We start from the raw sequence: 25,980 nt of genomic DNA, 5'->3' as shown, positions 1-25,980 counted from the left end.
AAAATTTTTACCATAAAAATTTTGTTTTATTCCGGAAGCGAAAGGGGAAAAGAAAATCAAGGAGGCGATGGTTGTGCCATGGAGCAAAAATGATTATCCGGATTCGTTTAAAAACTTGAACCCTGCTGTCAGAAACAAAGCAATTGAAATCGCCAATGCACTGTTGCGGGATGGCTATGAGGAAGGCCGCGCCATTCCTATTGCGCTGGATCGGGCACGCAAAAGCGTAGAAGACAACGAAGAAAAAGTGATTTTTGAAATCAGGGCGCACGATGAAGGCTGGCAGCTTAAGAAGAAAGACAGCAAAAAAGCCATTTTGATTGAAGAGACAAAAGAAGATTTAATGGGCGAGGCAAAACGGTACGCCAACAAAAACAACGGTGAACTGCATATCTATACTAAAGACGGTTCGCTTGAAGAAACCTTATACGAATAATCAGCCCGCAAAAACCCTACTGTCACGTGACAGTAGGGTTTTTTGTGGTTTATCGGGCTGGACAGGCGCTTCCGCTTTTCTTATTGTCCAGCTGCAGCGGCCAGCCTCTCGAGGTCGCTTCGGCTGTGCGGCTGAAGAAACGCCGCTTCGCCAAATCGTCTAAAACCCGTATTGCTCCTGCAGCACTTCGCGCTTCGTCGCAAAGAGATGGGCCAAACTTCTTTTGACCCATCTCTTGCCTGTCGAACCTAAACGGCCATTTCCGCTTTTCTTATTGTCCAGCTGCAGCGCCTAGCCCCTCGAGGTCGCTTCAGCTTTGAATCCATGGCTGGAAAGCGCCATAGCTTTCAAAGCCTCCAGCGCTTGTCGGGGCTGGACAGGCGCTTCCGCTTTTCTTTGTCCAGCTTCGGCGGCCAGCCTCTCGAGGTCGCTTCGGTCTTGTTGTTTAAGGCAAAGAGACGCCTTAAACCTCAAGCCCTCCAGCGCTTGTCGAGGCTAGCTTGGCCGCCTCCGCTTTTCTTATTTAAACCAGCCTTTTTCTTTGAATTTGGAAATGGCTTCGATGCGGTTTCCTACTTCGAGTTTGTCCAGGATGACCGAGATGTAGTTGCGGACAGTGCCTGTTGTGATAAACAGTTCTTTCGCAATTTCCTTGGTGCTTTTGCCGTCTGCAATCAGTTCCATCACTTGGCTTTCCCGCTCTGTCAGGGGGTTTGCATCAGCGTATGCCAGGTCAACCAATTCCGGCGCGTAAATACGGCGGCCGTCCATAATGGTCCGGATTGAGGTCGCTAAATCCTCGCTCGGGCTGTCTTTTAGCAAATAGCCGCTGACACCGGCCTTTCGCGCCCGCTCAAAATAGCCGGAGCGTGCAAAAGTTGTTAAAATGATAATCTTGCACGGGTGGTCTTTCAACGTCTCTGCTGCGTCCAACCCGCTTTTTAAAGGCATTTCGATGTCCATAATGACAATATCGGGTTGAAGCTTTTCCACCAGCGCAATCGCTTCTTCCCCGTTCCCGGCTTTGCCGACCACTTCCATGTCTTCTTCTAAATCGAGCAAAGACCCCAGAGCTCCTAGCATCATGCGCTGGTCTTCGGCAAGGACAATCCGAATCATATTAGCTCCTCCTCTTTTTCCTTGTAGAGAATCACATTTGGCACCCGAATGTTCAAGGTGGTGCCGTCCATTGTCTGGATGTCAACGCTGCCGTTGACAAATTCCAGCCGCTCCCGCATACCTGCCAGGCCATTTCCCCGCTGCTGGATATTTCCCTCGACGCCGATGCCGTCATCTTGCACTTGCACCAGCACTTCTTCCGGTTTTTGTTTGATCAACACACTGCAGCGGGTCGCCTGGCTATGCTTGACGACATTTGTTACTGCCTCTTTTAAGCACATGCTGAGAACATTCTCCACAAGCAAAGGCGTGTTGACCAATTTAGCTGAACCATACAGGACAAAGTCGATTTCAGCGGCTTTCAGAATCTGCTGGATCCGCAGCAATTCGTCTTCCAGTTTCGTCCCGCGCATATCGGAAACCAGTTCACGGACTTCTTTTAAGGCTGTCCTTGCCGTTTGGCGGATGTCGTTGATTTCATTTAAAGCGGCATCAGCATCGCGGCGGATCAGCTTGCCGGCCAAATCACTTTTCAACCCGATCAGTGACAGCTTTTGCCCTAAGGTATCGTGCAAATCCCGTGCAATACGCTCCCGCTCTTCAATAACAATCAGCTGGGAAATCCGTTTATTGGCGTCTTCCAGCTGCCCTTCCAGTTTTTCGCGCTTATTGCGGTTATACGTATTAAAAGGCAGAAGGATGACGCCTATGATGCTCAGGACAATGAAAGGCAGCTGCGATACGTAAAGAGAGCTGTGTTCGATCAATCCAAGCACAACGGCTAATATTGTCGTACCGATATGGACTCCATAAACGATGAAAAAGCCGACTTTATGGCGTATATTGCCGATGAAAAAAGCCAGGAAAATCGCCAGATAAACATAGCCAAACAGGAAAGTCATTCCGACATTGATGGCGATTTCAATGCTGACCCACACGTAAATAAAGCCGGTACGGGAAATGAAAGAAAGCCGGTAGGCGATGAAGAACAGCACCAATAAAGCGATTCCCGCTGCAATTTCTACTGGCGAGGAAGATCTGAAAATGAAAAAGAACGGCAAGATACAGAAGATGATCCAGGCATATAAACTGAGCCATGGATTTTTCGGAAAAATTTGATACCAGCTTTGCATAATTTCGCTCCCCATTCACCTATTATTCTTCATCATACCAAAGAATGGCAAAAAGAAAAAACCATTCAGCAGCGAATGGTTTTTTCTCAAATCGTTGTTATGCCGGCAATTTGTTTTCATTCAACAAATGCTTGATGTCACCGAACGTGACGAAAGTTTTGTTTTTCGCATCGTACACTTTGTAGCGAAGCGATTTAAGGCTTGATTTGATGGTAATGGTTGTCGCTTGTTGAAGCGGCGGAGTAGAGTCGTGTGCTTTTTCCAAGTTGTAGTTTGGAACACGCGGGCTTAAATGATGGACGTGGTGGAAACCGATGTTTCCTGTCACCCACTGAAGCACTCGTGGAAGTTTGTAATATGAACTTCCTTCTACAGCAGCTTTCACGTAATCCCATTCGCTTTCGTCTTCAAAATACGAATCTTCGAATGTATGTTGTACATAGAACAACCAGATACCTAATGCTCCAGCGATAAACATTGTTGACCCTTGAACGATCAAGAACGCCTGCCAGCCGATTGCCCAAATAAGCAATGAATAAATAACCACTAGAGAAACGTTGATCAAATACGTGTTATTGCGCTCTTTCTTGCGTGCGTCTTTGCGGTTGAAACGGCTAGAGATCAAGACTAGGAATAATGGTCCAAAACCGAACATGACCAGCGGGTTGCGGTACATGCGGTATTTGAAACGTTCCCATTTAGAAGCCTCAACATACTCTTCAATTGTCATAACCCAGATGTCGCCGACTCCGCGCTTATCAAGATTTCCGCTTGAAGCGTGGTGGATCGAGTGCTCGCGTTTCCATTTTTCATAAGCAAACAATGTCATAATCCCCGTAATGGTTCCGACTACTGCATTTGCTTTTTTGTTCTTAAAGAACGATCCGTGTGTGCAATCGTGGAAAATGATGAACGTACGTATTACGAATCCTGCAGCTACTGCTGATAAAGCGATTGTTAACCAAATGGATACATCCAATGCCTGGTAAGCGAGGAACCAAAATAAAATGAATGGTGGAATCGTGTTCACCAATTGGCGTACACTGGCTTTTACATCTGCTTTTTCGAACGGTGCTACAAATTTACGTAATTGGGCTGTCTTTTCTCTGCTCATGTTCTTCCTCCTTATACGAGCTCTTTCCGCTCGGATAACTTATTGTCCTTATCATAAAAAAAATCGGACGCCTAAAAAAGGCATAAACGTCTGGTTTATACATGACACTTGTCATGTCTTTTCAAGAGGCATTTCAATCTTCCGCTGGACCGGACAGCTGGACATGCTGCAGCTAAAGGATTTGCGCGAGGCTTTCGCCTTTTCGAGAGTCCTTACCGCATTGGCACCACCCATCACACCATGACATGCAATTCGGATTCCCGACTAGAAGAAATTGTTTTTTATCAAACCGAAATCCTGTATACTGATGGTAATCAGAATTTTCAGGAAAGAGGTGAACGTTGTGACCGGTCTAGTAGCCGTCGTTATGGTTTTTTCGATTCCGCTCGTTGCCATCATTACCTCTCACTTCCAAACGCAGACAAAACTAAAGAACAAAATGATTGAAAGCGAAATTGAACTGGAAAAATTGAAACACGAGAACTTTGTCATCGAAACACAGAAAATGAGGCTTCAATTGGAACAGCTGAAACTCGAAGATGCTAAACACGGAAATGATCTGCTGCTCAAATAAAACCGGAAGACTTCCCCTTCGATTTTGAAGGAAGTCTTCCGGTTTTTCTTTTTCCCTGCTGGGGCTCTTGCTGAAAAGCAATAACGCCGTTGGGACAGTATTTTTCATTTGCGGACAGTATTTCATGTGCTTCGGACAGTATTGAATGTCTTCCGGACAGTATATCTAATAAACTGAAGATAAAACCGTGAAAAATATCGGAAATCACGCAAATATGCTCTTTTCAATCTGCTTAAGTTTGAAAAAGTGGCCTTGCTTTTCCATGATTTCTTCATATGGCCCGGCTTCGACGATTCTGCCCCGTTCCATGACGATAATTTGGTCCATATGTTCAAGGCCCGTCAAATCATGGCTGATGATGACGAATGTATCGTCTTTGCCTTGTTCAAACAATTGCCGGTAAATGGATTTGGCGGTAACGGAATCGACCGATGATACCGGTTCATCCAGCAGCCAAAGCGATTCGCTTCTTAATATTGCCCGGGCAATAGCGAGGCGCTGCTTTTCGCCGCCGGACAGATTTCCGCCTTTTTCATTCACCTTTGCAGACAATGAAAAGGCCTCGAGCTGAACTTTGGCCAAAGCGGCTTCCATTTCTTCGTCAGTAGCTGCTTCATTGGCAATCAACAAGTTGCTGCGGATCGTGCCGAAGAAGAAATGATTTTCCTGCAGCACCACATTCATCCGCTGCCACAGCTTTTCCGGATCGAGTGCCGGTAAAGGTTCTCCGCCAATGGAAATCGTGCCGCTGTCTGCAGGCAAGATGTTTAAAAGAAGCTGCAGCAATGTGGATTTCCCCGAACCGCTTGGCCCGACGATGGCGGTTTTCGATCCCGGTGCGAGACGAAGAGATACCCCGTCAATTGCCTGCCGCTCTTCTTCCGGATAAGTGTAGGATACGTTCTCTAATTTAATGTCCAATGCGTTTAACGGCAATTTCGCGTCACCGGCCGGTTGCACGGGTTCTGACACCACTTGGTCAAGGCGCGCTGCCGCTTTCCTGTTTTCTTCAAAATGGGCCGGGAAAACTGCCATCGGTGCGACATTCTCGAAGATTGCCAAGGAAATCATCACAAGCATTGCCAGGTACAAGCCGTCGAGCTGTCCTTCTGCAACAAAATATGCCCCAATCCCAAGTACAAAAAACGAAGCCAACAGCGCCACAAAAGCATTGACGGACTGGCCCAGGTTTTCTTCAAAGCCCTCTTTCCGCTGCTGTTCGCCGTAGCGTTCTGAAAAAGCCGTCAAATCCTGTTTTTTGCGGTCAAGCTGTTGGTAAATTTTCAAATCGCGGAAACCGTATAGAAATTCGGTAGCTTCCGTTGACAGTTCCGCCCGGCTCGCCCGGACAGCAGAATCGATTCTGCGTTGCCGCCATGCAAAAACAGCCGGCACTGCGACAATCGTCAATAGCATGCCTATAAGCATCACCATCGCGATAGCTAACGAGAAATACGAAGTGAAGAAAATCGTACTAATAAAGACGATCGCCAGTACGACCGGCGGATAAAATACCCGCAGCAAAAAGTTTTGCAAACTTTCTACATCGCCCACAATGCGCGCAAGCAAATCGCCGCTCCGGTATTTCTGAAAAATTCCCGGTGCCAGCGGAGACAACTTCTCAAAAAACGATACCCGCAAGTTGCTGAGCATGGTGAACGTCGCGCGGTGCGAAAACAGGCGCTCAGCATAACGGCTTAGAGCCGAGGCAAGGCCGAATAACTTCAAACAAGCTCCCATGACGATCAAGATGGTCATTTGAGAAGTCAGCGCTGCTTTTGAAATCAAATATCCGCTTGAAGCCATTAGCGCCGCTCCGGCAATCCCCGCCAGGAAACCGAAGAAAATGGCAAGCGCCACGTCTCTTTTTTCACGAAGCGTCAATAACAATGTCTGTTTCAATTCTGTCATTGCACAATACCTCCATGCTGTAATTCCAGCATTTCTCCATAAGGCGCGTACGTTTCCAATAATTCGTTGTGGCTGCCGGCAGCTGCCAGCCGGCCTTCAGACAAGATTAAAATCGTGTCAGATTGTTTGATGGTATGCAAACGGTGGGCAACCGTAATCACAGTGGCCCCTTTTCCAAGTTCCGCTATTGACTGCTGCAGAATCTTTTCAGTTTGAAGGTCCAAGCCGGTTGTCGGCTCATCGAATAAAACAATGGAAGGCTGCTTCAAGAAAGCACGGGCAAGCGCAATCCGCTGCTTTTCGCCGCCGGACAAGCCTCTTCCCGCTTCACCAATCCGCGTTTCCAGGCCGTATTTCAAAGAACCGACCATTTCGCCGATTCCGGCTTTTGCAGCAGCTTCCCAAATTTCATCATCTGCAGCTTCCCGGCCAGCTCCAATTGCGATATTTTCTTTTATGGTGCCGGCAAACAAATAAGGACTTTGCGAAATATAGCTCAATTGATCAAACCATGACTTCTCATCAATTTGTTCCCGAGGAATGCCATTCACTTTAACAGTGCCGCTTGAGAGCGGCAGCAGCCCTGCTATTGTATGGAGCAGGGTTGTTTTCCCGGAACCGCTTTTGCCGATAATGGCCAGCTGGCTGTAAGGAAGGATTTCCGCATTAATCGGTTCCAGCTTGAAACTCTCCCCATACTGGAACGTTAAATCTTGCAGCAACAGATGCGGAGGATCGTTCGACAATTTGCCAGCTCCCCATTCGACTGCAGGCTCTTCTTTTTCCAAATGCGCAGACAGCCGGTTGGCCGCTGCTGTACTTCCTTTCCCCGTATGGAAAGCACTGCCAAAATCTTTCAGCATATTAAAGAAATCCGGTACAAGAATCATCACGAAAAACGCCGTAAAAAATGTCAGGCTATCGAATACTACTAAGCGCAATCCGATTTCAAGTGCGATAATCCCCATGCTGAGCATGGAAATGTATTCAAGCATAAGCGAAGACAAAAAGGCCGACTTCAATACTTCCATTGTAGAATCACGGAAATCCAAGCTACTTTTTTGGATTGTCTGTTTTTGCCGGTCTGCTTGATTAAACAATTTCAAAGTAGTCAAGCCTTGCAGCACATCAAGAAAAGTACCGGAAAACTGGCCCAGCTTCTCCATCTGCTGATCCGCTTTCTCCTTTGTTTTAATGCCGACAAGCGCCATAAAAACAGGAATAAACGGTGCCGTAATCAAAATGATCACTCCGGTCACCCAATGCTGGGAAAAAATGACGACCAGCAAGAGAATCGGAATGATATAGCTTTGGACCATCTGCGGAATGTACTTGCTGAAGTAGCCATCCAGTTCATCGACCGCATCCAGCAGCAAACTGACTTTTTGCCCGGACTGCCCTTGAATCGAAGCTTGCAGCGGGTTGCTTGCAAAAGAAGCAATCAATTTTTTCCGCAAATCCATCTTCACTTCCGCTGCTAAATTTACTCCTGACCGTCCGATTGCGTAACCGGATGCCACGCGCACCAAAATTGCCGCAAACAAGCCGTATAAATAAGGCAAGACTTCTTCGAACGAAGCATTTTTCAGAAAAACGCCATCGGCGATCCATACAAAAAATAAAGCTTGCCCAATCATCGCCGCCCCTTTTAAGAAGGAGGCAATAAACAGGAAGGCCATAATATTCTTTCGTTCATAAGCCAGTTGTTTTAAATCAACCATGCTTTTCTCTCCTTTAACCGCTGTTGCCTCTATTATAAAGCAATGGGGCTTAAATTCCGTTGCAGTTGCCCGCTGTCAGCCCATTTAACACGCTGTTTGTTACAAACGTGTTCACATTCTCCGAATGCCTGTATTCCTGTTAAAACAAAAAACCTGCCGAATTTTTCCGGCAGGTTTATTGGTTGGATATATTCATTTTATCAGTTCTGTAATGCAGGAACTGGAGAACAGATTGCAGAAAAGAGATATCTTCTTTTATCTGTGATTTCAATGCGTCATTCGCACATTTTTGATACTCTATCGTTAATTTATTCAATTCGTACTCGAACACCTGCTTTTCCTCTTGTGTGATCATTTTGGACACCCCAAAGAATTAAGATTTCCAGGACTTATGATTATGATTATTTTGATATGATAGCAAAAAAATTAGCTCGTGGCTAGAAAGTTAAGCAGCAGCTTATAACAGCAGCAATAAAACCGAATAGCCGATGATCCCGATGCAGCAAGCTGAAAATCTGCTTTCCCGCTCTTCGGGCAGTTCTTCTTTTAAGACGTTGAGCACGACGCCGCCTGCAAGCAACGCTGTCAGAAAAGAAATGATAAGTTCATTGACTTCCGTCAACGCTCCAATTCCCCAGCCGACTAAAATCGAAACCGCCAACAGCCACCTGCCGTACCGGTCGTAGTCGTCTTTATGGGTTGCCCGAAGCCCTTTATCGTTCGTGATAAAATGTACGCCCATCGCAATAAAGAAAAACAGCATGCCCCAGGCACTTTCATACTCTTCGCGAATCAGCAAATAGCCGATTAAGGCATTATAAAAAGCAAAAGAGCCGATATGGACCCAAAAAACGCCGTCTCTTGAATTTTGTCCGCCTGCTTTGTCCCGTCTCCTCTTGGACGACTTGACCATTTGTTCCAAGCCATAAAAGATGACCAAGCCAAGCATGGCCACCACATAAATATGGTGTTCCAGAAAACGCCAGGCGGTCCTTTCCACTTCACCTTGCAGTTCATCTTGGAATACACCGAGCTCCGGCAGCAGGTGCAGGAAGACGTAAGCGACCGAAATGCCTCCGGCAATGGAAAGAAAGCGGGAGCGCGGCAGAGCTTTCAAAAAGAGCATGTTTTTAGAAAAAAGATGAATGGCTATAAATCCAATAACAAAAAATAAGCTGAGCCACAGCACTCGTGCATTCTCCTCCTTGCCGATTAGAAATACAAAGCAGACAAGATTTTTTACATCTCACCTGCTTTGTCCACTTGCGATTTATTGAGTTTGGCCGTTTTTGATCCATTGCGCAACTTCAATTGTGTGATTTGCCTGGTATTTAACCGCATCTTCTACATCTTCCACCATGCCGTTTTCTCCTGCGGTAACCGACGTGCCGTAAGGATTGCCGCCTGCTTTGAACAGGGCTGGATTGTTGTAGCCCGGTGCTGCCACAATCGCGCCCCAATGGAACATCGACGTATAGACGGCAAGTACGGTTGCTTCCTGGCCACCATGCGGGTTTTGCGCTGACGACATGGCACTGACCACTTTGTTCGCCAGTTTGCCTTGCGCCCAGGCGCCGCCTGTAATATCCAGGAACTGCTGGAACTGGGTCGGCACGTGGCCATAGCGGGTCGGCACACTGAAAATGATGGCATCCGCCCATTCAAGCAACGCCACTTCTGCTTCCGGCACATCTTGAGTTGCTTCATGATGAGCTTTCCATGCAGGATTCGAGTCGATGGCTGCCTGTGGTGCAGTTTCCCTCACTTTTGCTACCCGCACTTCTGCCCCTGCCTGCTGGGCTGCTTCTTCTGCCCATTTTGCCATTTGGTGGTTGGTGCCCGTTGAACTGTAATAAATGATCGCCAATTTCACATTTGCCATAGTTTGACTTCCTCTCTTTTTCGCATTGAGTCCGTGACCGCTGCTGCTAATTCGAGAAATATCCTGAATTAAAGATTTCTTCTTACTTTACCCGTTTCCCCGTTTTAACGGATTATTAAACAAAACAAGCTACCGGACACGGGGAAACTCCGCATCCGATAACTCTTCTTCCGGTTAAAAAAAGTTTAGACTTCTGTTTTTTCGGTTCTTTCTGCTGACATTTCACGCAGCTTGAATTTCTGGATCTTGCCCGATGCGGTCATCGGGTATTCCTTCGTAAATTCAATATACCGCGGAATTTTATGCCGGGAAATTTTGCCTTGGCAATATTCGCGCAGCTCTTCTGAAGACAGTTGTTGCCCTTCTTTTAAAATGACCCACGCCATCAACTCTTCTCCGTATTTTGGATCCGGCACTCCGACTACCTGAACGTCTTGAATGGAAGGATGCTGATACAGAAATTCTTCGATTTCACGCGGATAAATGTTTTCGCCGCCGCGGATGACCATGTCTTTGATGCGGCCGGTAATGGCGATATAGCCGTCTTCATCTTCAACGGCGATATCGCCCGTATGGAGCCAGCCGTCTTCATCAATCGCATTTTGGGTCGCTTCTTCATTTTTGTAATAGCCTTTCATGACATGGTAGCCGCGTGTACACAATTCACCCGGAACACCCGTCGGCACTTGTTCACTTGTTACGGGGTCCACGATTTTCACTTCGACTTCCGCATGCGGTTTTCCGACAGTGGACACCCGCTTTTCAATGTCATCGTCCGCGCGCGTCTGCGTAATGACCGGAGACGATTCGGTTTGTCCGTAGGCAATCGTAATTTCCGATGCACCCATGTCATTGATGACTTTTTTCATCACTTCAATCGGACACGGCGATCCGGCCATGATGCCCGTGCGCAAGGTGGACGTATCAAACGACGCAAAATCCGGATGGTTCAACTCTGCGATGAACATCGTCGGCACGCCGTGAAGCCCTGTACATTTCTCGTCCTGAACCATCTGCAGCACCCGCTTCGGATCGAATTGTTCGGCGATGACCATCGTCGTTGAATGCGTTACGGCAGCCATCGTGCCGAGCACACAGCCGAAGCAATGGAAAAACGGCACCGGGATGCACAGGCGATCCAGTTCGGATAAGTTCATCGTGTCGCCGATCAACTTGCCATTGTTGACGACATTCCGGTGCGTCAGCATGACCCCTTTCGGAAATCCAGTTGTTCCAGATGTGTACTGGATATTGATGACGTCATCCGACTCCATTGAAACAAAGCGCTCTTCAAGCTGATCATCGTCTACGCGATCGGCAAATGCTTCAAACTCGCTCCACGTATAAATGCCGGGAAACTGATTTTCACCCATGACGATGACCCGTTTAAAATGCGGCAATTTCCCGCTTGAAACCGCCCCTTTTTCGGCCGTTTTCAGCTCTGGGCAAACTTCATTGATAATGTCGATATAGCTTGTTCCCTTAAATTCTTCCCCTAAAATCAATGTCGTTGCATCAGACTGCTTTAAAAGATATTCCAGTTCGGCCGACTGGTAGCTGGTGTTCACGGTGACAAGCACGCCGCCCATTTTACCAGTTGCAAACTGACTCAACAGCCATTCGCGCTTGTTGTCTGACCAGATGGCAATGTGCTCCCCTTTTGCAATACCAATCCCCATAAAAGCTTTGGCCAAGCGGTCTGTTTCTTCATCGAATTCCTTATAGGTTTTGCGGATGTCCCGTTCCGGATAAACGTATGCTTCTGTTGTCGGGTGCATGGCAGCCCGTTCCCGTACAATCTGCCCCACTGTTTTTTCTACAATTGCCATATCCATCCCCCTTAGCGTGTAAACGTTTTCAATTCCCTTTCCATATTATCACAAAATTCAAAACATGTTGAGGGATGAGCAAAAGCAAACGTCCAGCCGTATTTTTTTCATGGACCATGATAAAATACAACTATTATGGAAGACGAAAGGATTTGCAATGGAACTACAAACAATGCACGAACAATTAGCTGAACGCATCAAACGCCGCTCGCTTGTTTCGGCAACCATCAGCCAGCCGCGCCTTAAATCCAATGACATCAAACGGGTGAAACTCAAGCCCGTCGAAATCAAAAACGATTATTTGATTCAATTCGAATACCAATTTGAACATGTCTTAAAGCACGAAAACCTTTCAATCGCAGATGCTCTGGAAAAGCTGGAAAGTTTATTTGAAGACTTCCGCCAGGCTTTATTCCAGTTCACTGACGAACGGATCCAGGTTCAACTGTCCAAGAAATTCAAAGTTTCCTGGAAAACCGAACAAACCGAAACGAAAGCCGCCGAACTGTCGCATAACCGCAAAAAACAATATTTGCTGGAAGACGGCGTCGCTTACCCCTTCCTTGTGCGCCTTGGTGTCCAGAGCCCGGACGGCAAAGTAAAAAAACAGAAATACGATAAATTCCGCCAAATCAACCGCTTTATCGAATTTATCGACGACGCGCTCGTCTATTTGCCAAAAGACCGCACTGTCCGGATCCTGGATTTCGGTTCCGGCAAATCGTATTTGACGTTTGCGCTGTATCATTACCTGCGGATCGAAAAAGGGCTAGACCTCCGTGTGACTGGCCTCGATTTAAAAAAAGAAGTGATTGAGGAATGCCAGCGCATCGCAGATGATCTCGGCTACGATCAATTGGAGTTTTTAGTCGGCGATATCAACGATTACAACGAAGAATCCGCAGTCGATATGGTGGTGACCCTCCATGCCTGCGACGTGGCAACCGATATGGCTTTGGCCCGGGCCGTCAAATGGAACACCAAAGTAATCTTGAGTGTCCCTTGCTGCCAGCACGAACTGAACAGCCAAATTGCAGCGCCGGAACTCGGACTCATGCTGCAAAACGGGCTCATCAAGGAACGCTTCAGCGCACTGGCTACTGATTCCATCCGGGCGGAAATTTTGTCGCTCGTCGGCTATGAAACGCAACTGATGGAATTTATCGATATGGAGCATACGCCAAAAAATATTTTGATTCGTGCTTATCAGACCGGCAAAAAGCCGGCGCCTGGGCAATATGACCGCTATAAAGCCTTCACTCAGCTCCTGTCTGCCAAACCGTTTCTTGAAAACGAACTGAAGGGACTCCTATGAAACGAAAAAACTTAGTTAACGGAATCGTTCTCGCCTTCTCGGTGATTTTCATCCGCTTTCTCGATGTCCATGTTTACGATATGAATTTGCTTTTCACTCTTTTGCTGATTGTCGTATTGATTGCCGGGTTGATGAAGCTTGTGGACCGTTTCCCTTCGCTGGATAAACCCGTCGGAAAACGAGCCGCGATGATTACGAACATCACAGTCGTGTTCGTGATCTTCCTGTCGTTTTTCGCTTTGGATTTGTAATACGCAAAAAGCCCGCTGTCCTCAAATGAGGCCAGCGGGCTTTTGCATATGTTCATCAAGAAACTTGATCGTCTTTCAATTTTGCTGCTTCTAGTTCGATTTGATAACTTTTTTTGTACTCGCGTGTTTCAGCAAACATGATTAAACTGAATACTCCTGCCAGAAGAAACGCCGGAAGCGAATCTTGTAAAAACCCCCAAACGAGTGAAACGGCAATCGCCGCGAATAAAAAACCAATGGCTTTAGCAGACTTGCTGTTTTGTTCTTTGATCTCTTCAATTGTATAACGATTCATTCTATCACTCCCCTGATACATGCATTATACGCAATCGGGACAAAATAGAAAGAAGAAATTACTCTTTTCACACATTCTTAACATCTAAAAGCGCTTCAGCGTTTCAAAATGTACACATTTCCCCAGAACCGGACCATTAGAAATAGCACCCCAACGAGAAGGCGCTATTGCCAGTTGGAATTCAATTAGTGGCGGTTTATGGCCGGTTGGAATTCGGTTCTTCTTCCGCCCGTTTGCGGATTGATTCCTCCACGTACGCTTTAACCGGTTCCAAAGTGAATTCCAGGTTGCTTGTCTTTAAATTATTTTCCAAATAATCAAGCTGGTGTTCTTCCACCGTGTACGATTGCAAGTTCAGCGTATCGTTGATGTACAGCATGCCTTCGTTTGTTGCCATCGGTACAGGTGCGCCTTCTGTCTCGCCTTGTTCCACTTGCTCCATCCCGTTAACCAGGCCTTCTTCCTGCAGGGCGGCCATGGCTTTTTCATAGCGTTCACTTCCAATTTCCTCCTTAAGGCGCTGATGCAGAGCCTTTACTTCTTCTGTAGTGGCTCCGCGGTAATATTGCACATAATAAGCCAACAGCACTTGCTCTTTATCTTCAAATTGTTTCATGGCAATTCCTCCTGATTTTTATTGTGCCTTTCATATTCCCTTATTTTCACAACAATATGCTTTTTTCTTCGTTAAATAGTATTCAGAATTTTGAAACTTCATTATAATTAAGTCATTACTACTAATAAAACAGATTTGAACGCCAATCCAGTAGAAGAAGGTGGGAACAATGAACGAGAAACCGATTGTACAAATCCGGAATTTGTCAAAGACAATTGGGAGAAAGAAAATCATCAAAGGATTGAATCTTGATTTGTACAGAGGCCAAATCACGGGGTTTCTTGGTCCAAACGGCGCCGGAAAAACGACAACCATCCGGATGATGGTCGGCTTGATGCGTCCAACCGAAGGTGATGTCCTGATTGAAGGCCAATCGGTTCTGAAAGATTTTGAAGAAAGTATCCAAAAAGTTGGCGTAATTGTAGAAAATCCGGAGATGTACAAATTTATGTCCGGTTATAAGAATTTGCTGCATTTTTCCCGTATGCACAAAGGCGTTTCGAAACAGCGCATCCACGAAGTGGTGCAGCTGGTCGGCTTGCAGAACCGGATCCACGAAAAAGTCAGTGCCTATTCACTCGGAATGCGCCAGCGCCTCGGCCTTGCCCAAGCGCTGCTGCACAAGCCGCAATTTTTGATCCTGGATGAGCCGACAAATGGCTTGGATCCGGCCGGCATCCGCGAATTCCGGATGTATCTCCAGCGGGCTGCCCAGGAAGACGGCGTGGCGGTCTTTGTCTCCAGCCATTTGCTGTCGGAAGTGGAATTGCTGTGTGACCGTTTTGCCGTTATCCAGAACGGCGAATTGGTCGATATTATCGGCGTCCACGACGAAGAGCAATCCCGCTATTACATTCAAGCCAAACCGTTGGAGACAGCTTATGAAGTGTTGTACGGAGCCGGGTTCCCCATCACCTATCAGGAAGATGGCTGCCTGATCGACACGGAAGCCGAGCATATACCTGGAGCGATAAAACTCTTGGTGGCGGCCGGCGTCAAAATTTATGCCGTCCACCCGTTCCATGCCACACTGGAAGATCAATTCCTGGAAATGACGGGAGGCGGCCAAATTGCACAAACTCCTTCAAAATGAATGGATGAAACTCTGGAGCAGAAAGCCCACTTGGATGATGGTCATTTTGCTGGCCCTTCTCATATTCGGATCGGCCGGCATCACCAAATGGAATAACTCCGTTTCCAATGCCAATATCCAGGAAACGTGGCAGGATATTGTGTCGGCAGAACGCGAATTCAATCAGTCCATGCTGGCCACTTCCGGACTCAGCCCTGCTCAAAAAGAGTTCTACGAAGGGCGGGTGGCGATTGCCGAATACCGGCTTGAAAATAACATCGCGCCTTTTGAATACACCAGCATGCAGCAGCAAGTGCTCGACTCTTATATGCTGATGCCAATTGTCACGTTGTTTACTGTCATTGTCGCGGCGGGCATTGTCGCTTCTGAATATTCCCAAGGCACCATCAAGATGCTGCTGACCCGTCCGGTGAAGCGCTGGAAAATCCTTACTTCCAAATACATCACGGTGCTGATTTTTGCTATTCTCTTTGCTGTACTGACTGTGCTGTTTTCGGCATTGGCGGGCCTGCTGTTTTTTGGCATCGGAGAAGGAAGCTTCCTGACCTGGAGTGGCAGTGAAGTAGCCGCCGGTTCCTACTGGTTGGAAGCATTCAAGCTGGCTGCTCTCAGTTTTGCAAGCGTCTGGATCATCGGCACTTTCGCGTTCATGCTTGGAACGGTGCTGCGGTCCAGTTCGTTTGCCATCGGGCTATCGATTTTCCTGATGTTTACCGGCATTCAAGGTGTATTCTTATTGAGCCGCTATGAAATCGTCAAATACTATTTATTCACCCATACCGATCTCACCCAGTACTATACCGGCTTTATGCCTGTTACCGGCATTACCATGACCTTGTCGCTGGTTGTGCTTGCCGCTTACTTTGCGGTCTTTATGGCGATTAGCTATTCGGTGTTTGTATCGCGGGATGTTATGGCGTGAAGCATAGAAAAAGACGGCACAGGCTTCGCTGCTTGTGCTGTCTTTTTGCTGATTTTTGGGGGAGTTGCTCGTAAATGGAGTCAGGTTGCTCGTAAGCGCGTTAAAGTTGCTCGTATTTAGCCCCGAGTTGCTCGTATCACCCTTCAAGCTGCTCGTAACATCAAACTTCGACATCACCCATTAAACGCAAACAGAAAAAAGAGGGCCCGGAAGCCAGTAATATGACTGCCCAATCCCCCTCCTTATTTATCCTTCATCCAATTAAGCAATGCTTCCACAATGAGATCTTGTTGTTCAAGCGGGGAAATATCCGCCGGATTGTCGCCTTTTTGCTCTCCGTACATTCCGAACTGCGCGTGGTTGCCGCCTGGAATTTCGACAAATTCGCTACTGGCTGAAAACAGCACGCGGTTATTCTCGATGTCTTCCAGCAAAGTCAGGCCATCGTTTTCTCCGTAAATCGACAGCATCGGCAGCTTACTTGCCGCAAAATCACCAGCAGGGTACGAGCCCAGGAAGAATAAGCCAGCCAGCTCATCCTGATGCTCTTCGGCATACATGGCTGCAGCGACTCCTCCAAGCGAATGCCCGCCGATGAACCAAGCCGTGATTTCAGGATAATCTTCAATCACGGCTTCCGCTTTATTAACCCCGAAGATGCCAAACTTCAATGGCAGTTTCGGGATTGAAACGGTATAGCCTTGTTCGCTTAATTTCTCGCCAAGATAGGCATAAGCTTTCGCTTCCACTTTTGCTCCTTGATAGAGAATGAGTCCTTGGCCATTCGGATTTTCCGGAAGGAAGACAAGGCCGTGGTCATCGCGTTTTACTGCATCAAGGTCGACTTGTTCCGCCAACGTTTCACTTGGTCCATAATCAAACTGCGCATAGAGAATAAAACCGATAACGGCAAAAGCAAGCAATGAAACAATTCCCAGTGCAATTCGGATGCTCCATTTTTTAGCTGTTCTTTTTTTCACACTCAATAGGAAATCCCTACACGCGATTTTAGAAATTCAGCGTTCTCCAGTTGCCCATAGGCAAATTCAGCCGTGTCGCCGACCGTGATTTCCTTACCGCCTTCCGGCAAGAAGTCTTTTTCCGCCCGGCAGCCGCCGCGCGCTTCACCGTCCGGCAAATAAGTCGGGCAGACAATGGTCCAATCCAAGTCAATTGCTTCCAGCAGGCGGAACACCGTTTCATGTTCTTCTGCAGCAAATGTCAGTTTGCGGTTAGAGTCTCCTCCTTCGTAACGGAGCGCGCCCGGCGTCAGCCGGCTGTTCAAAATGCCTGCGGTGCCAATGGCAATGATTCGCCGGATGCCTTCTTTTTTCATTGCTCCGATAATAAGCGGCATCGCTTCAGAAAGCGTCGTCGTCCGGTCCGTACCGATGGCGCTAAATACCGCATCGGCGCCTTGGAGCGTCCGCTCGACGTCTTCCGCTTTCCGGACGTTTCCTGTGATGATCTCCAGATTCGGATGTTCGTCCAGTTTCGGCGTACGCACCAAGGCTTTCACTTGATGCCCATCTGCCAGTGCCCGCTTCAGGATTTGTCCACCGACGCGTCCCGTAGCACCAAAAATCGCGATTTTCATCGTCATTCCCCTTCTCCCGTTTTTATTTAAACAAATACCCTTTTTTCGCCAGCACGCCTTTGAGATCCGGGCGGCGCGGTTTTCTGAGGAAGGTCGCCATTTGCTGCGTCCACGTCGCAACTTTCTGGTTTGTGCTGCGTTCCTGATAATAGCGCTGGATTGTTTCATCGTATTCTGGAAGCAAGGTTTTGTATTTGGCTTCATCGTAGGCATTTTCGTGCAAAATGGCTTCAACCGGCAAACGCGGTTTCACTTCGTTGGATTCGTTCGGCACACCGACCGTCAAGCCGTACACCGGGAAAACGCCTTCCGGCAAGCCGACCAAGTCACTGATCGCTTCCATATTGTTGCGCACCCCGCCAATATAGCAAATGCCGTAGCCTTTTGATTCAGCAGCAAGCGCCAAGTTTTGGGCAAGCAGGCCGACGTCCGTTACAGCGACGATCAAATTCTCCGCATGATCGAACGAAATGGCTTCGCCTTGCATGTCGCCGGCGTGCTTTAACCGGTTGTAATCAGCGCACATCAAAAATACCGCGCCTGCGCCTTCCATTTGCTGCGCATTGCGGGACAATTCGCCAAGCTGTTTGCGTTTCTCAGGATCCGTCACCCAGACAATGGAGTAGGCCTGCACAAAGTGTGACGATGCGGCATGCTGTGCTGCCGCCACCAATTCGCTGACTTCTTCCCGCGTCAGCTGCTTTTCTTTGTAATCACGCACAGATGCGTGGGACTTCATCAATTCAATAACCATTATTCAATCCCCTTTCCATTCTTTCTTCTATCCTATCAAAAACTTCTGCACGATACTCTTTCGACGATTTTTGATAAACTAAAGGCAATGAGGTGAAACAATTTGAAAAAGTTTAAAACCGCTTTTTCGATTCTTTTTTTATTGGTACTCGGCGGTTTTTTCTTCATTTGGATTCAAAACGAATTGGCATTCCGCGAAGAGCTGCAGCAGCGCGCTACCCCTTCCGGCCTGCATCCGGTCGTGGAGGAAAAAAGCGAAGAGCTGATTGCAAAAGCAGCAGCCATTGGCATACAGGTCGTTATTACAGACGGCTTCCGGTCGGCGGATGAGCAAAACGGACTGCATGCAAAAGGAAGAAGCACCGCCGGCAACGTGGTGACTTATGCACGCGGCGGAGATTCCTATCACAACTACGGATTGGCCATCGATTTTGCGTTGAAGCTCAGCAACGGCGAAGTGGTGTGGGACACGGCGCGCGATGACAACAAGAACGGCAAAGCTGACTGGTTTGAAGTGGCGGCCATCGGGAAAGAACTTGGGTTTGAATGGGGCGGCGACTGGCAGCGCTTTAAGGATTATCCGCATTTGGAAATGACGTTCGGTTTGTCGATCGACGAGTTGAAGCGGGGCTACCGGCCGGAAGATGTCATGCAATAACAGAGAAAACGGCCCGGTTCAAAGCGAACCGGGCCGTTTCTTTTAAGTTTTTACAATTCCTGCCGCAGCGCCTGAATTACGTCGATCTGCGTGGCCTTCCGCGCCGGCCGCCAGCCGGATACCATGGCTACACCGATGCTGATGATTGAAGCAATGACCACCAGCTGCCAGGGAATCAAGGAAATGAGGATATCGAAGCCTTCGCTGTCCTGTTCCCCGAGGGAGCTTTTGATAATAATCGGCACAAGCCAGTTTGCCAGCATGCTGATTGCGTAAGAAAGGACAACGGCAATTCCGGTTCCAATGATTCCGATTGCGGCACTTTCCATCAGGAACAGCTTCTGGATCAATTTCGGCTGGGCGCCAATGGCTTTCATGACGCCGATTTCCCGCGTCCGCTCCGTCACGGCCATCGTCATTGTATTAAAAATGCCGATTGAAGCAATCAATACGGCGATCGTCCCCACAAAAATCAACCCGGCTTTCAGTGCCGTGAAAAACATATTCATCGAACCAAGTTCTTCTGTTACAGAATAGATGTAATAGCCATCGTCTTTCAGCGCTTCCGAGATGCCTCCAACAGATTGAAGGCCGTCAGCATAAACCGAAATGGATTTGCTTTCCTCACCGGTTCCAAGCTTTTCATTAAATGCAGCGGCCCATGAATCGTCCAGATAAACAGAACCGTCGCTCATCCAATCTTTTGCCGGTTCTTCTAAAACGCCAGCTACTGTAAAGGTCCAGCTCGCGGATTCGGCTTCCCCTTCATAAGGCGTCAGTTCCAGCTCGAAAGTCTGCCCGATCAGGCTGTCGGCAAAACCACTCTCGCCTTGCTGCTCTTCCGAAGCTTCCCGTTCCTCATCTGTCAGCAGCGCTTTGGCAAAATGGTACCCGACAACCACTTCTCCTGCCTTTTCCGGCATGGCGCCTTCAGAAAGAGCAAGCCCTGCTTTTTGTTCTTCTTTTAAATCCGACAGAATCGGATTGACATACCCACTGCGCGCCCCGATTTTCGCCATTGCCTCCGCTGCCACTCCCGAGCGTTCTACAACTGCCTCGACATGCGGTATATTGCTCATCGCCTGAACTTCTGCCGGCGTGATTTTTTCTTCGCTCTCCACTTTCGACGGCACTTCGATTTCTGTCACTTTCCGGTTATCGAGCACATCATCCGTAATGGTTTTGTGAAGCCCGAAACCGACGGATGCCAAAACGATTAAAAATGCACAGCCCATCATGGCAGCGAGAATCGTAGTAGCCACCCGGAGTTTGTTGCGCTTCATATGTTGGCGGATAAAATCCACTTGGTCTTTAAACTGCATGGCGCTTTTCCCCTTTCACCAATTCTCCGTCATGAAGACGGTATTGCCGGTGGGCGACATTCGCCACTTCTTCGTCATGCGTGATGATGACAAAAGTCAATCCGAGTGTGCTATTCAGCGCTTGAATCAGCTGCAAAATCTCTTGTTCCGTTTCCGAATCGAGGCTGCCGGTAGGCTCGTCCGCCAATAAAACCGGCGGGTTCGTCACCAGTGCACGGGCGATGCTGACCCGCTGCTGCTGGCCGCCGGAAAGTTCGTTCGGATAGTGTTCTGCCACTTCGGTGAGGCCGACTTTTCTCATCATTTCTTCAACACGCACTGTTCTCTCGCCGGAACTGAGCCCTTTGATTTTCAGCGGCAGCTCCACATTTTCAAATGCCGTCAGTCCGGGCATCAACTGGAAGTTCTGAAAGATAAAACCAAAGTTCGCTAAACGGAAGGCCGCTGAATCGGCTTCTGTAAGTGCAGATGTTTCCTGTCCGTTCACTTTTACCGAACCGGATTCCGGCGCCATAAAACCGGCCAGAATATTTAGCAGGGTGGATTTTCCGGAACCGCTTTTGCCAAGAATCGCCACGATTTCCCCTTGTTTGACCTCAAGCGTGATTCCTTTTAAGACAGGAACCTGCCGTTCTTCCCCCTTTTTGCCAATTGCAAAAGCATGCTCTAAATTTTTAATATCAATCATCTCTTTGCCTCCTTCTTCATCTTATCTTCAGTATAAAAGGCAAATCTTAACGATTAGTAAGAGGTTTTCTGAAGAATTTCTTAAGATGGGTTCTAGAAATAGTGAAAGAGGGTAGGTTAAAAGTAAGCATTTGGACATAGAAAATTTCTTTAGTCATCCTTTTTACCATTTGCAATTTCACAACAGCAGTTTTACTTACTGTTTCTGCCATCGCAGAAATTGAAAGGAGGTCTTCTGTGAAACAGTTTGCGGTCATTATTCCGGCATATAAGCCGGACCATAAATGCGAATCTTTGATTCAGCAAATACTGGCAGCAGGGTTTCAGCAAATCATTGTGGTCGATGATGGCAGCGGTCCTCAATATGCCGATTTTTTCAAATCGCTTTACCCGGTTCCGGAAGTGGCGGTGCTTCGCCATGCCGTCAACCAAGGCAAAGGGCGCGCCTTAAAAACGGCTTTCCATTACATACTCAATCAAAAACTCCCTATCGAAGGCGTCATTACGGTCGATGCCGATGGCCAGCACTTAGTTTCGGACATGTTGAAAATCGCCCGAAAAATGGCGGAAGCTCCCGACCACGTAGTGCTGGGGGCCAGAGATTTTAAGCAAAAGGATGTCCCGTTCCGCAGCCGTTTCGGCAACCGGTTCACACGCCTGTTGTTCCGCCTCTCCACCGGTGCAGTGTTGACGGATACCCAAACAGGCCTTCGCGGCATCCCGGTCCGGCATCTTCCCCATTTATTGAGCGTTGTCGGGGAGCGCTTTGAATACGAAATGAACATGCTCGCTGCCCTGCGCAGCAAAAAAATCCCGCTCGCTGAAGTACCGATTGAAACGGTGTATCTGGAAAAAAACAAGTCTTCCCATTTCCACCCGCTCCACGACTCTTATCATGTCTATAAAATCTTTTTATTATATGGTTTGTCCGGAGGGGCTTCTTTTGCACTCGACATTGGCCTTTACTGGCTGTTTATCCAATTATGGCGCAGCGAAGAACCCCAGCTGTTCATCATTTTCGCAACAGTTGCTGCCCGGATTCTGTCTTCTTTATTCAATTATTATGTGAACCGCAACAAGGTTTTCGGCCAAGGATCGAGAAAATCCTTTATCCGCTACTATATCCTAGCCGTGTTCATCATGATGATGTCCGCCGGATCCGTCCATTTCTTATATGCGGAATGGCTGGGACGCGGTGAAGTCATCCTGAAAGTGTTTGTCGATACCGTTCTGTTTCTTTTCGGCTTTGTCGTCCAGCGCACCTGGGTTTTCCGGAAAGAGTAAAAAACCCGCTTCCTTGTTTCAGGATGCGGGTTTTTCATGTACGTTATTTCCCATGCGCCCATGCGATCCGCGGATCGATTTGGCGGGACATGCGGACCATGACCGGCTGAAAGCCCAGCTTCGGCCAGAAGTAAGAAGCCAAATGATTCGGCGAGTGCCAATCGGCGAAAACATAATCAAATCCTTCATTTTTCAGTTCCGCAAAGCAATATTGGGCCATCGCTTTCCCGATTCCCGTGCCGCGCAAATTGGGATTGGTGGAAGCGGCGGGCAGCGCCACACAATTCTCAGGCGTTACCAGGCTGAGCGGATCGGCTTTTCTAAAATAGACATGGAAACCGCCGATCTGTTCTCCTTGTTCCGCAAGCCACAAATAGGCGCCACCATCAGCCGATAATTCTTCGTAGCTGCTCTTGATGTCTTCCATTGTCTCTTTCGTGATCGGCTGCCAAGACGGGGCCGCAGCTTGATGAATGCTGTTCCAAAGCGCCATCTTCTTCAGCAGCGGACCATCTTCCCGGCTTCCTGTCCGGAAAACCAAGCCCGGTACTGGGTCGGCAGTTTCCGCTTCAAAGTCCTGGAGCGGCAAGACGGCGTATTTCTGTTCATACCGGAAAGACTGGTCAAGCCATTCCGCGACAATTTTACGATCGCCGAGCGGAACCATCATCACGTGGTGGAAATAGCCGTTTTTGACCCATTCCGCCCCGGCATCTGCATACAACAGCCGCAGGAGGCGTGGATGCTCGGTTCCTTTGATGGCCACGGCTTCATAATCCATCCAGACGTAACGGCCCCTTTCCGCGCTTTCCTTGAATTCATACAGCAGATAACCGATGACATCAATGCCCCTGACCGCTACAATTCCGCTGATGTACGGACGCTCCAGCATCTTGCGGAGAACCATTTCGGCTTCATCAAATTCTTCAAACTCCGATGGGAAAAAGGGAAAAAATTTCCGCTCCCGCTCATGCCGTTTGGCCAGTAATACTGCCATCTGCCGGATATGCTGCTCTTCCACGCCCACAAATTGAATCATCCCGATCACTCCTCTGAATGAAGTTTCACTTCAAGCATCCGGTAGTTCCCATTCGCTGCCTTTTCGCCAAAAACTACGGGAACCGGTTCAACAAAAATCGGCCCATCAACGATCACTGTATGGAACTCGCCTTCCTCACCGCACGCGTCTACTCCAAGGCTTTCCAACTCTTCAATCAGGCCATGGGTGAATTCACGGCCCAAAAATTTCTCATCGAGGCGCGCCGTATCCACTACCGTGACCACGGCCTTAAAGCCTTTGTCTATTAATTCTTTCAACAACGCTTTTCTCGGTTCCTGCCAAAGCGGATGATTTACTTCCATGCCGGCTTCCGCACTCACTTTCTGAATCCACAGCAAATGGTCTTCAAGATCGATGTCGCCGTAAACGCCCATTTGCACCCCTTGGGACTTGAAAATTTTCAGCTGCTCAATAAATTCCTTTTCGTACCCTGCCCAGCTCGCTTTCCCGATAATGAGCGGCAAGCCCATGCGCTCTGCCTGCGCTTGCATCACTTCAAGCGGCAAACCGTGGGAGCGGGATCTTGTTCCATCTTCTTCAAACATCGTAAACAGCGCGACCGGCACATGGCCGTCCATCACTGCACGGAAATATGCCAGCGCCGAATCTTTCCCACCGCTCCATGACATCACAAACGTCTTCTGCATAATGCACCTCTTCTGTCTAATTTGCTTCTTCTTTTATGTACTTCGACATGCGGGGAATAAAACCTTTTGCGAAGTGGATTTGCATATTCCTACCACCTGCGTTTGTATTATGTAGAAACTGCAGCTTATGCCCAAGTCCAGCTGCTTTATGGCCAAGTTGCATCTGTATACGCCCAACTTCGAACCGGTTATGCCCTTTTAGAGGCAGTTGATCGTATCTTATGGAAAGTTGCTCGTAACCGGCTGGAAGCCGCTCGTAAATCAAACCCGCTTGCTCGTATCACACCCAAACTTGCTCATAAACAGCTGCAACTCTCCCAAAACACAAAAAAGCAGCCGCAAATTTACGGCTGCTCTCTCAAAACCATCTTATTTTTTGCCGACCATATTTTCCGGGCGTACCCACTCGTCAAACTGTTCAGCCGTTAAATGTCCGCTCTTCACTGCAGACTCTTTCAACGTTGTGCCTTCTTTATGTGCCTGTTTCGCAATCGCTGCCGCTTTTTCGTAGCCGATATGCGGGTTCAGAGATGTAACGAGCATCAGCGAATTGCCTACGTGATTTTGGATAACCTCAAGGTTCGCTTCAATGCCTACTGCACAGTTGTCGTTAAAGCTGATCAAGCTGTCTGTCAACAAACGGACCGATTGCAGGAAGTTGTACGCAATGACCGGTTTGAAGACGTTCAATTCAAAGTTTCCTTGGCTTGCTGCAAAGCCGATTGTTGCGTCGTTGCCCATCACTTGAGCGGCAACCATCGTCAATGCTTCGCTTTGCGTCGGGTTGACTTTCCCTGGCATGATTGAGCTGCCCGGCTCGTTTTCAGGAATTGTGATTTCACCGATGCCGCTGCGCGGACCGCTTGCCAGCCAGCGAACATCATTGGCGATTTTCATTGCGTCAGCCGCAAGCGCTTTGATGGCGCCGTGCGTGTAAACCATTTCGTCATGGCTTGTCAGTGCATGGAATTTGTTTTCAGCAGAAGTGAATGCTCCGCCGACCGCTTCTGAGATGAATTCGGCAACAGATGGTCCGAATGTCGGATCTGCGTTGATGCCTGTTCCGACTGCCGTTCCACCGATTGCGAGTTCACGCATTTCTTCAACGCTCGCACGAATCATGCGCTCGCTTTTCTCGAGCATATGTCTCCAGCCGCTGATTTCCTGACCTAATGTCAATGGCGTTGCGTCTTGAAGATGCGTACGTCCGATTTTGATGATGTCATCGAATTGTTTCGATTTTTCATCAAGTGTCGCTTTTAGTTTTTGGATAGCCGGAATCAGGTTCTCCGTCACTGCCATAACGCCTGCAACGTGCATCGCTGTCGGATATGTATCGTTTGAGCTTTGCGACATATTGACGTCGTCGTTCGGGTGAAGCTTTTCTTCTGAGGATTGCTCAGCCAGGATTTCGTTTCCGCGTCGTGCCAGAACTTCGTTCATGTTCATGTTGGACTGCGTGCCGCTTCCTGTTTGCCAAACGACCAATGGGAAATGGTCGTTCCATTTGCCTTCGATCACTTCGTTCGCTGCCGATTCAATCGCTTTCATTTTCGCTTCAGAAAGCTTGCCAAGTTTGTGGTTTGCTTTCGCTGCGGCTTTTTTCAATTGGGCAAACGCCATCACCACTTCATGCGGCATGCGCTCGGTACCGATTGCAAAGTTCTGGAGGCTGCGCTGCGTTTGTGCTGCCCACATTTTGTCCGCTTCTACTTGAATTTCGCCCATCGTGTCTTTCTCTGTACGATATTGCATTCCATT

The 25,980-nt window shown here is 48.1% G+C and carries 26 protein-coding genes; 8 read left to right on the top strand and 18 right to left on the bottom strand.

Features of this window, described 5'->3' with window-relative positions:
- Nucleotides 1-67 precede the first annotated feature (67 nt).
- On the top strand, nucleotides 68-436 hold the full coding sequence (locus tag QWY22_RS02355) for a DUF2188 domain-containing protein (protein ID WP_436836770.1): 369 nt from the start codon (nucleotides 68-70) through the stop codon (nucleotides 434-436).
- A gap of 519 nt (nucleotides 437-955) precedes the next feature.
- Here the strand turns inward: QWY22_RS02355 and QWY22_RS02350 are convergent.
- From QWY22_RS02350 to desA, 3 genes are all read right to left on the bottom strand, one after another.
- On the bottom strand, nucleotides 956-1,555 hold the full coding sequence (locus tag QWY22_RS02350) for a response regulator transcription factor (RefSeq protein WP_300982771.1): 600 nt from the start codon (nucleotides 1,553-1,555) through the stop codon (nucleotides 956-958).
- A complete protein-coding gene (locus QWY22_RS02345; RefSeq protein ID WP_300982770.1) occupies nucleotides 1,552-2,688 on the bottom strand; it encodes a sensor histidine kinase in 1,137 nt (378 codons plus the stop codon). The genes QWY22_RS02350 and QWY22_RS02345 overlap by 4 nt, the downstream gene beginning before the upstream one ends.
- Before the next feature lie 97 nt (nucleotides 2,689-2,785).
- Entirely contained in the window at nucleotides 2,786-3,802 is a 1,017-nt protein-coding gene (gene desA / locus QWY22_RS02340) for a Delta(5) desaturase DesA (protein ID WP_300982769.1), read from the bottom strand.
- Nucleotides 3,803-4,145: 343 nt separating this feature from the next.
- On the opposite strand from desA, the gene QWY22_RS02335 reads away from it, so the two are divergent.
- The gene (locus QWY22_RS02335; RefSeq protein WP_300982768.1) at nucleotides 4,146-4,376 is read left to right on the top strand and encodes a hypothetical protein; all 231 of its coding nucleotides are present in this window, start codon (nucleotides 4,146-4,148) and stop codon (nucleotides 4,374-4,376) included.
- 204 nt (nucleotides 4,377-4,580) lie between these two features.
- Here the strand turns inward: QWY22_RS02335 and cydC are convergent, their stop codons facing one another.
- The 5 genes from cydC to QWY22_RS02310 all read right to left on the bottom strand — a co-directional run bounded on the left by cydC (nucleotide 4,581) and on the right by QWY22_RS02310 (nucleotide 11,719).
- On the bottom strand, nucleotides 4,581-6,287 hold the full coding sequence (cydC, locus tag QWY22_RS02330) for a thiol reductant ABC exporter subunit CydC (protein WP_300982767.1): 1,707 nt from the start codon (nucleotides 6,285-6,287) through the stop codon (nucleotides 4,581-4,583).
- On the bottom strand, nucleotides 6,284-8,008 hold the full coding sequence (cydD, locus tag QWY22_RS02325; protein ID WP_300982766.1) for a thiol reductant ABC exporter subunit CydD: 1,725 nt from the start codon (nucleotides 8,006-8,008) through the stop codon (nucleotides 6,284-6,286). The genes cydC and cydD overlap by 4 nt, the downstream gene beginning before the upstream one ends.
- Before the next feature lie 457 nt (nucleotides 8,009-8,465).
- On the bottom strand, nucleotides 8,466-9,197 hold the full coding sequence (locus tag QWY22_RS02320; protein ID WP_300982765.1) for a ZIP family transporter: 732 nt from the start codon (nucleotides 9,195-9,197) through the stop codon (nucleotides 8,466-8,468).
- A gap of 81 nt (nucleotides 9,198-9,278) precedes the next feature.
- On the bottom strand, nucleotides 9,279-9,890 hold the full coding sequence (gene wrbA / locus QWY22_RS02315; protein ID WP_300982764.1) for an NAD(P)H:quinone oxidoreductase: 612 nt from the start codon (nucleotides 9,888-9,890) through the stop codon (nucleotides 9,279-9,281).
- A 185-nt stretch (nucleotides 9,891-10,075) separates the two neighbouring features.
- Nucleotides 10,076-11,719 carry an AMP-binding protein gene (locus QWY22_RS02310; RefSeq protein WP_300982763.1) on the bottom strand — a complete coding sequence of 548 codons (1,644 nt, stop codon included), beginning with the start codon at nucleotides 11,717-11,719 and terminating at the stop codon, nucleotides 10,076-10,078.
- 157 nt (nucleotides 11,720-11,876) lie between these two features.
- Here QWY22_RS02310 and QWY22_RS02305 point away from each other — a divergent pair, with 157 nt between their 5' ends.
- Nucleotides 11,877-13,034 (top strand): class I SAM-dependent methyltransferase, encoded by a 1,158-nt coding sequence (locus tag QWY22_RS02305; RefSeq protein ID WP_300982762.1) that lies wholly within the window; start codon nucleotides 11,877-11,879, stop codon nucleotides 13,032-13,034.
- A complete protein-coding gene (locus QWY22_RS02300) occupies nucleotides 13,031-13,285 on the top strand; it encodes a hypothetical protein (protein WP_036807734.1) in 255 nt (84 codons plus the stop codon). Before QWY22_RS02305 ends, QWY22_RS02300 begins: the two co-directional genes overlap by 4 nt.
- A 55-nt stretch (nucleotides 13,286-13,340) precedes the next feature.
- On the opposite strand, the gene QWY22_RS02295 is transcribed toward QWY22_RS02300, so the two are convergent.
- Together QWY22_RS02295 and QWY22_RS02290 are read right to left on the bottom strand one after the other, a co-directional pair.
- On the bottom strand, nucleotides 13,341-13,580 hold the full coding sequence (locus QWY22_RS02295) for a hypothetical protein (protein WP_300982761.1): 240 nt from the start codon (nucleotides 13,578-13,580) through the stop codon (nucleotides 13,341-13,343).
- A 196-nt stretch (nucleotides 13,581-13,776) separates the two neighbouring features.
- Nucleotides 13,777-14,196 carry a hypothetical protein gene (locus tag QWY22_RS02290; protein ID WP_300982760.1) on the bottom strand — a complete coding sequence of 140 codons (420 nt, stop codon included), beginning with the start codon at nucleotides 14,194-14,196 and terminating at the stop codon, nucleotides 13,777-13,779.
- Nucleotides 14,197-14,365: 169 nt separating this feature from the next.
- On the opposite strand from QWY22_RS02290, the gene QWY22_RS02285 reads away from it, so the two are divergent.
- Both QWY22_RS02285 and QWY22_RS02280 read left to right on the top strand, forming a co-directional pair.
- Nucleotides 14,366-15,289 (top strand): ABC transporter ATP-binding protein, encoded by a 924-nt coding sequence (locus QWY22_RS02285; protein ID WP_300982759.1) that lies wholly within the window; start codon nucleotides 14,366-14,368, stop codon nucleotides 15,287-15,289.
- On the top strand, nucleotides 15,267-16,211 hold the full coding sequence (locus QWY22_RS02280) for a DUF2705 family protein (protein WP_300982758.1): 945 nt from the start codon (nucleotides 15,267-15,269) through the stop codon (nucleotides 16,209-16,211). Before QWY22_RS02285 ends, QWY22_RS02280 begins: the two co-directional genes overlap by 23 nt.
- Before the next feature lie 242 nt (nucleotides 16,212-16,453).
- Here QWY22_RS02280 and QWY22_RS02275 read toward each other — a convergent pair whose 3' ends face one another.
- Genes QWY22_RS02275 through nfsA form a run of 3 tightly spaced genes read right to left on the bottom strand, consistent with a single transcriptional unit; the run spans nucleotide 16,454 to nucleotide 18,562 of the window.
- Nucleotides 16,454-17,191: an alpha/beta hydrolase gene (locus tag QWY22_RS02275; protein WP_300982757.1), complete on the bottom strand. Its 738-nt coding sequence runs from the start codon at nucleotides 17,189-17,191 to the stop codon at nucleotides 16,454-16,456.
- Between the two features lie 2 nt (nucleotides 17,192-17,193).
- Nucleotides 17,194-17,808 carry an NAD(P)-dependent oxidoreductase gene (locus QWY22_RS02270; protein WP_300984310.1) on the bottom strand — a complete coding sequence of 205 codons (615 nt, stop codon included), beginning with the start codon at nucleotides 17,806-17,808 and terminating at the stop codon, nucleotides 17,194-17,196.
- 22 nt (nucleotides 17,809-17,830) lie between these two features.
- Nucleotides 17,831-18,562 (bottom strand): oxygen-insensitive NADPH nitroreductase, encoded by a 732-nt coding sequence (nfsA, locus tag QWY22_RS02265; protein ID WP_074509269.1) that lies wholly within the window; start codon nucleotides 18,560-18,562, stop codon nucleotides 17,831-17,833.
- A gap of 102 nt (nucleotides 18,563-18,664) precedes the next feature.
- Here nfsA and QWY22_RS02260 point away from each other — a divergent pair, with 102 nt between their 5' ends.
- Nucleotides 18,665-19,219 (top strand): M15 family metallopeptidase, encoded by a 555-nt coding sequence (locus tag QWY22_RS02260; protein WP_300982756.1) that lies wholly within the window; start codon nucleotides 18,665-18,667, stop codon nucleotides 19,217-19,219.
- 50 nt (nucleotides 19,220-19,269) lie between these two features.
- Here the strand turns inward: QWY22_RS02260 and QWY22_RS02255 are convergent, their stop codons facing one another.
- Together QWY22_RS02255 and QWY22_RS02250 are read right to left on the bottom strand one after the other, a co-directional pair.
- Nucleotides 19,270-20,541 (bottom strand): ABC transporter permease, encoded by a 1,272-nt coding sequence (locus tag QWY22_RS02255; protein ID WP_300982755.1) that lies wholly within the window; start codon nucleotides 20,539-20,541, stop codon nucleotides 19,270-19,272.
- Nucleotides 20,531-21,229 carry an ABC transporter ATP-binding protein gene (locus QWY22_RS02250; protein ID WP_300982754.1) on the bottom strand — a complete coding sequence of 233 codons (699 nt, stop codon included), beginning with the start codon at nucleotides 21,227-21,229 and terminating at the stop codon, nucleotides 20,531-20,533. Before QWY22_RS02250 ends, QWY22_RS02255 begins: the two co-directional genes overlap by 11 nt.
- 236 nt (nucleotides 21,230-21,465) lie before the next feature.
- Between QWY22_RS02250 and QWY22_RS02245 the strand changes: the two genes are divergently transcribed.
- Nucleotides 21,466-22,512, top strand: coding sequence for a bifunctional glycosyltransferase family 2/GtrA family protein (locus QWY22_RS02245; protein WP_300982753.1), 1,047 nt, complete (start codon nucleotides 21,466-21,468; stop codon nucleotides 22,510-22,512).
- A 43-nt stretch (nucleotides 22,513-22,555) separates the two neighbouring features.
- On the opposite strand, the gene QWY22_RS02240 is transcribed toward QWY22_RS02245, so the two are convergent.
- The 3 genes from QWY22_RS02240 to fumC form a co-directional block, all read right to left on the bottom strand.
- Nucleotides 22,556-23,551, bottom strand: a complete 996-nt coding sequence (locus QWY22_RS02240) for a GNAT family N-acetyltransferase (RefSeq protein WP_300982752.1) — start codon at nucleotides 23,549-23,551, stop codon at nucleotides 22,556-22,558.
- A gap of 5 nt (nucleotides 23,552-23,556) precedes the next feature.
- On the bottom strand, nucleotides 23,557-24,219 hold the full coding sequence (locus tag QWY22_RS02235; RefSeq protein ID WP_300982751.1) for a Dph6-related ATP pyrophosphatase: 663 nt from the start codon (nucleotides 24,217-24,219) through the stop codon (nucleotides 23,557-23,559).
- A gap of 369 nt (nucleotides 24,220-24,588) precedes the next feature.
- Nucleotides 24,589-25,974, bottom strand: coding sequence for a class II fumarate hydratase (gene fumC / locus QWY22_RS02230; protein WP_300982750.1), 1,386 nt, complete (start codon nucleotides 25,972-25,974; stop codon nucleotides 24,589-24,591).
- Nucleotides 25,975-25,980: the final 6 nt, after the last annotated feature.

The organism is Planococcus liqunii, assembly GCF_030413595.1.
Classification (GTDB): domain Bacteria; phylum Bacillota; class Bacilli; order Bacillales_A; family Planococcaceae; genus Planococcus; species Planococcus liqunii.
The sequence above is the reverse complement of the archived record's forward strand: the minus strand, read 5'-3'. Positions and strand labels throughout refer to the sequence as shown.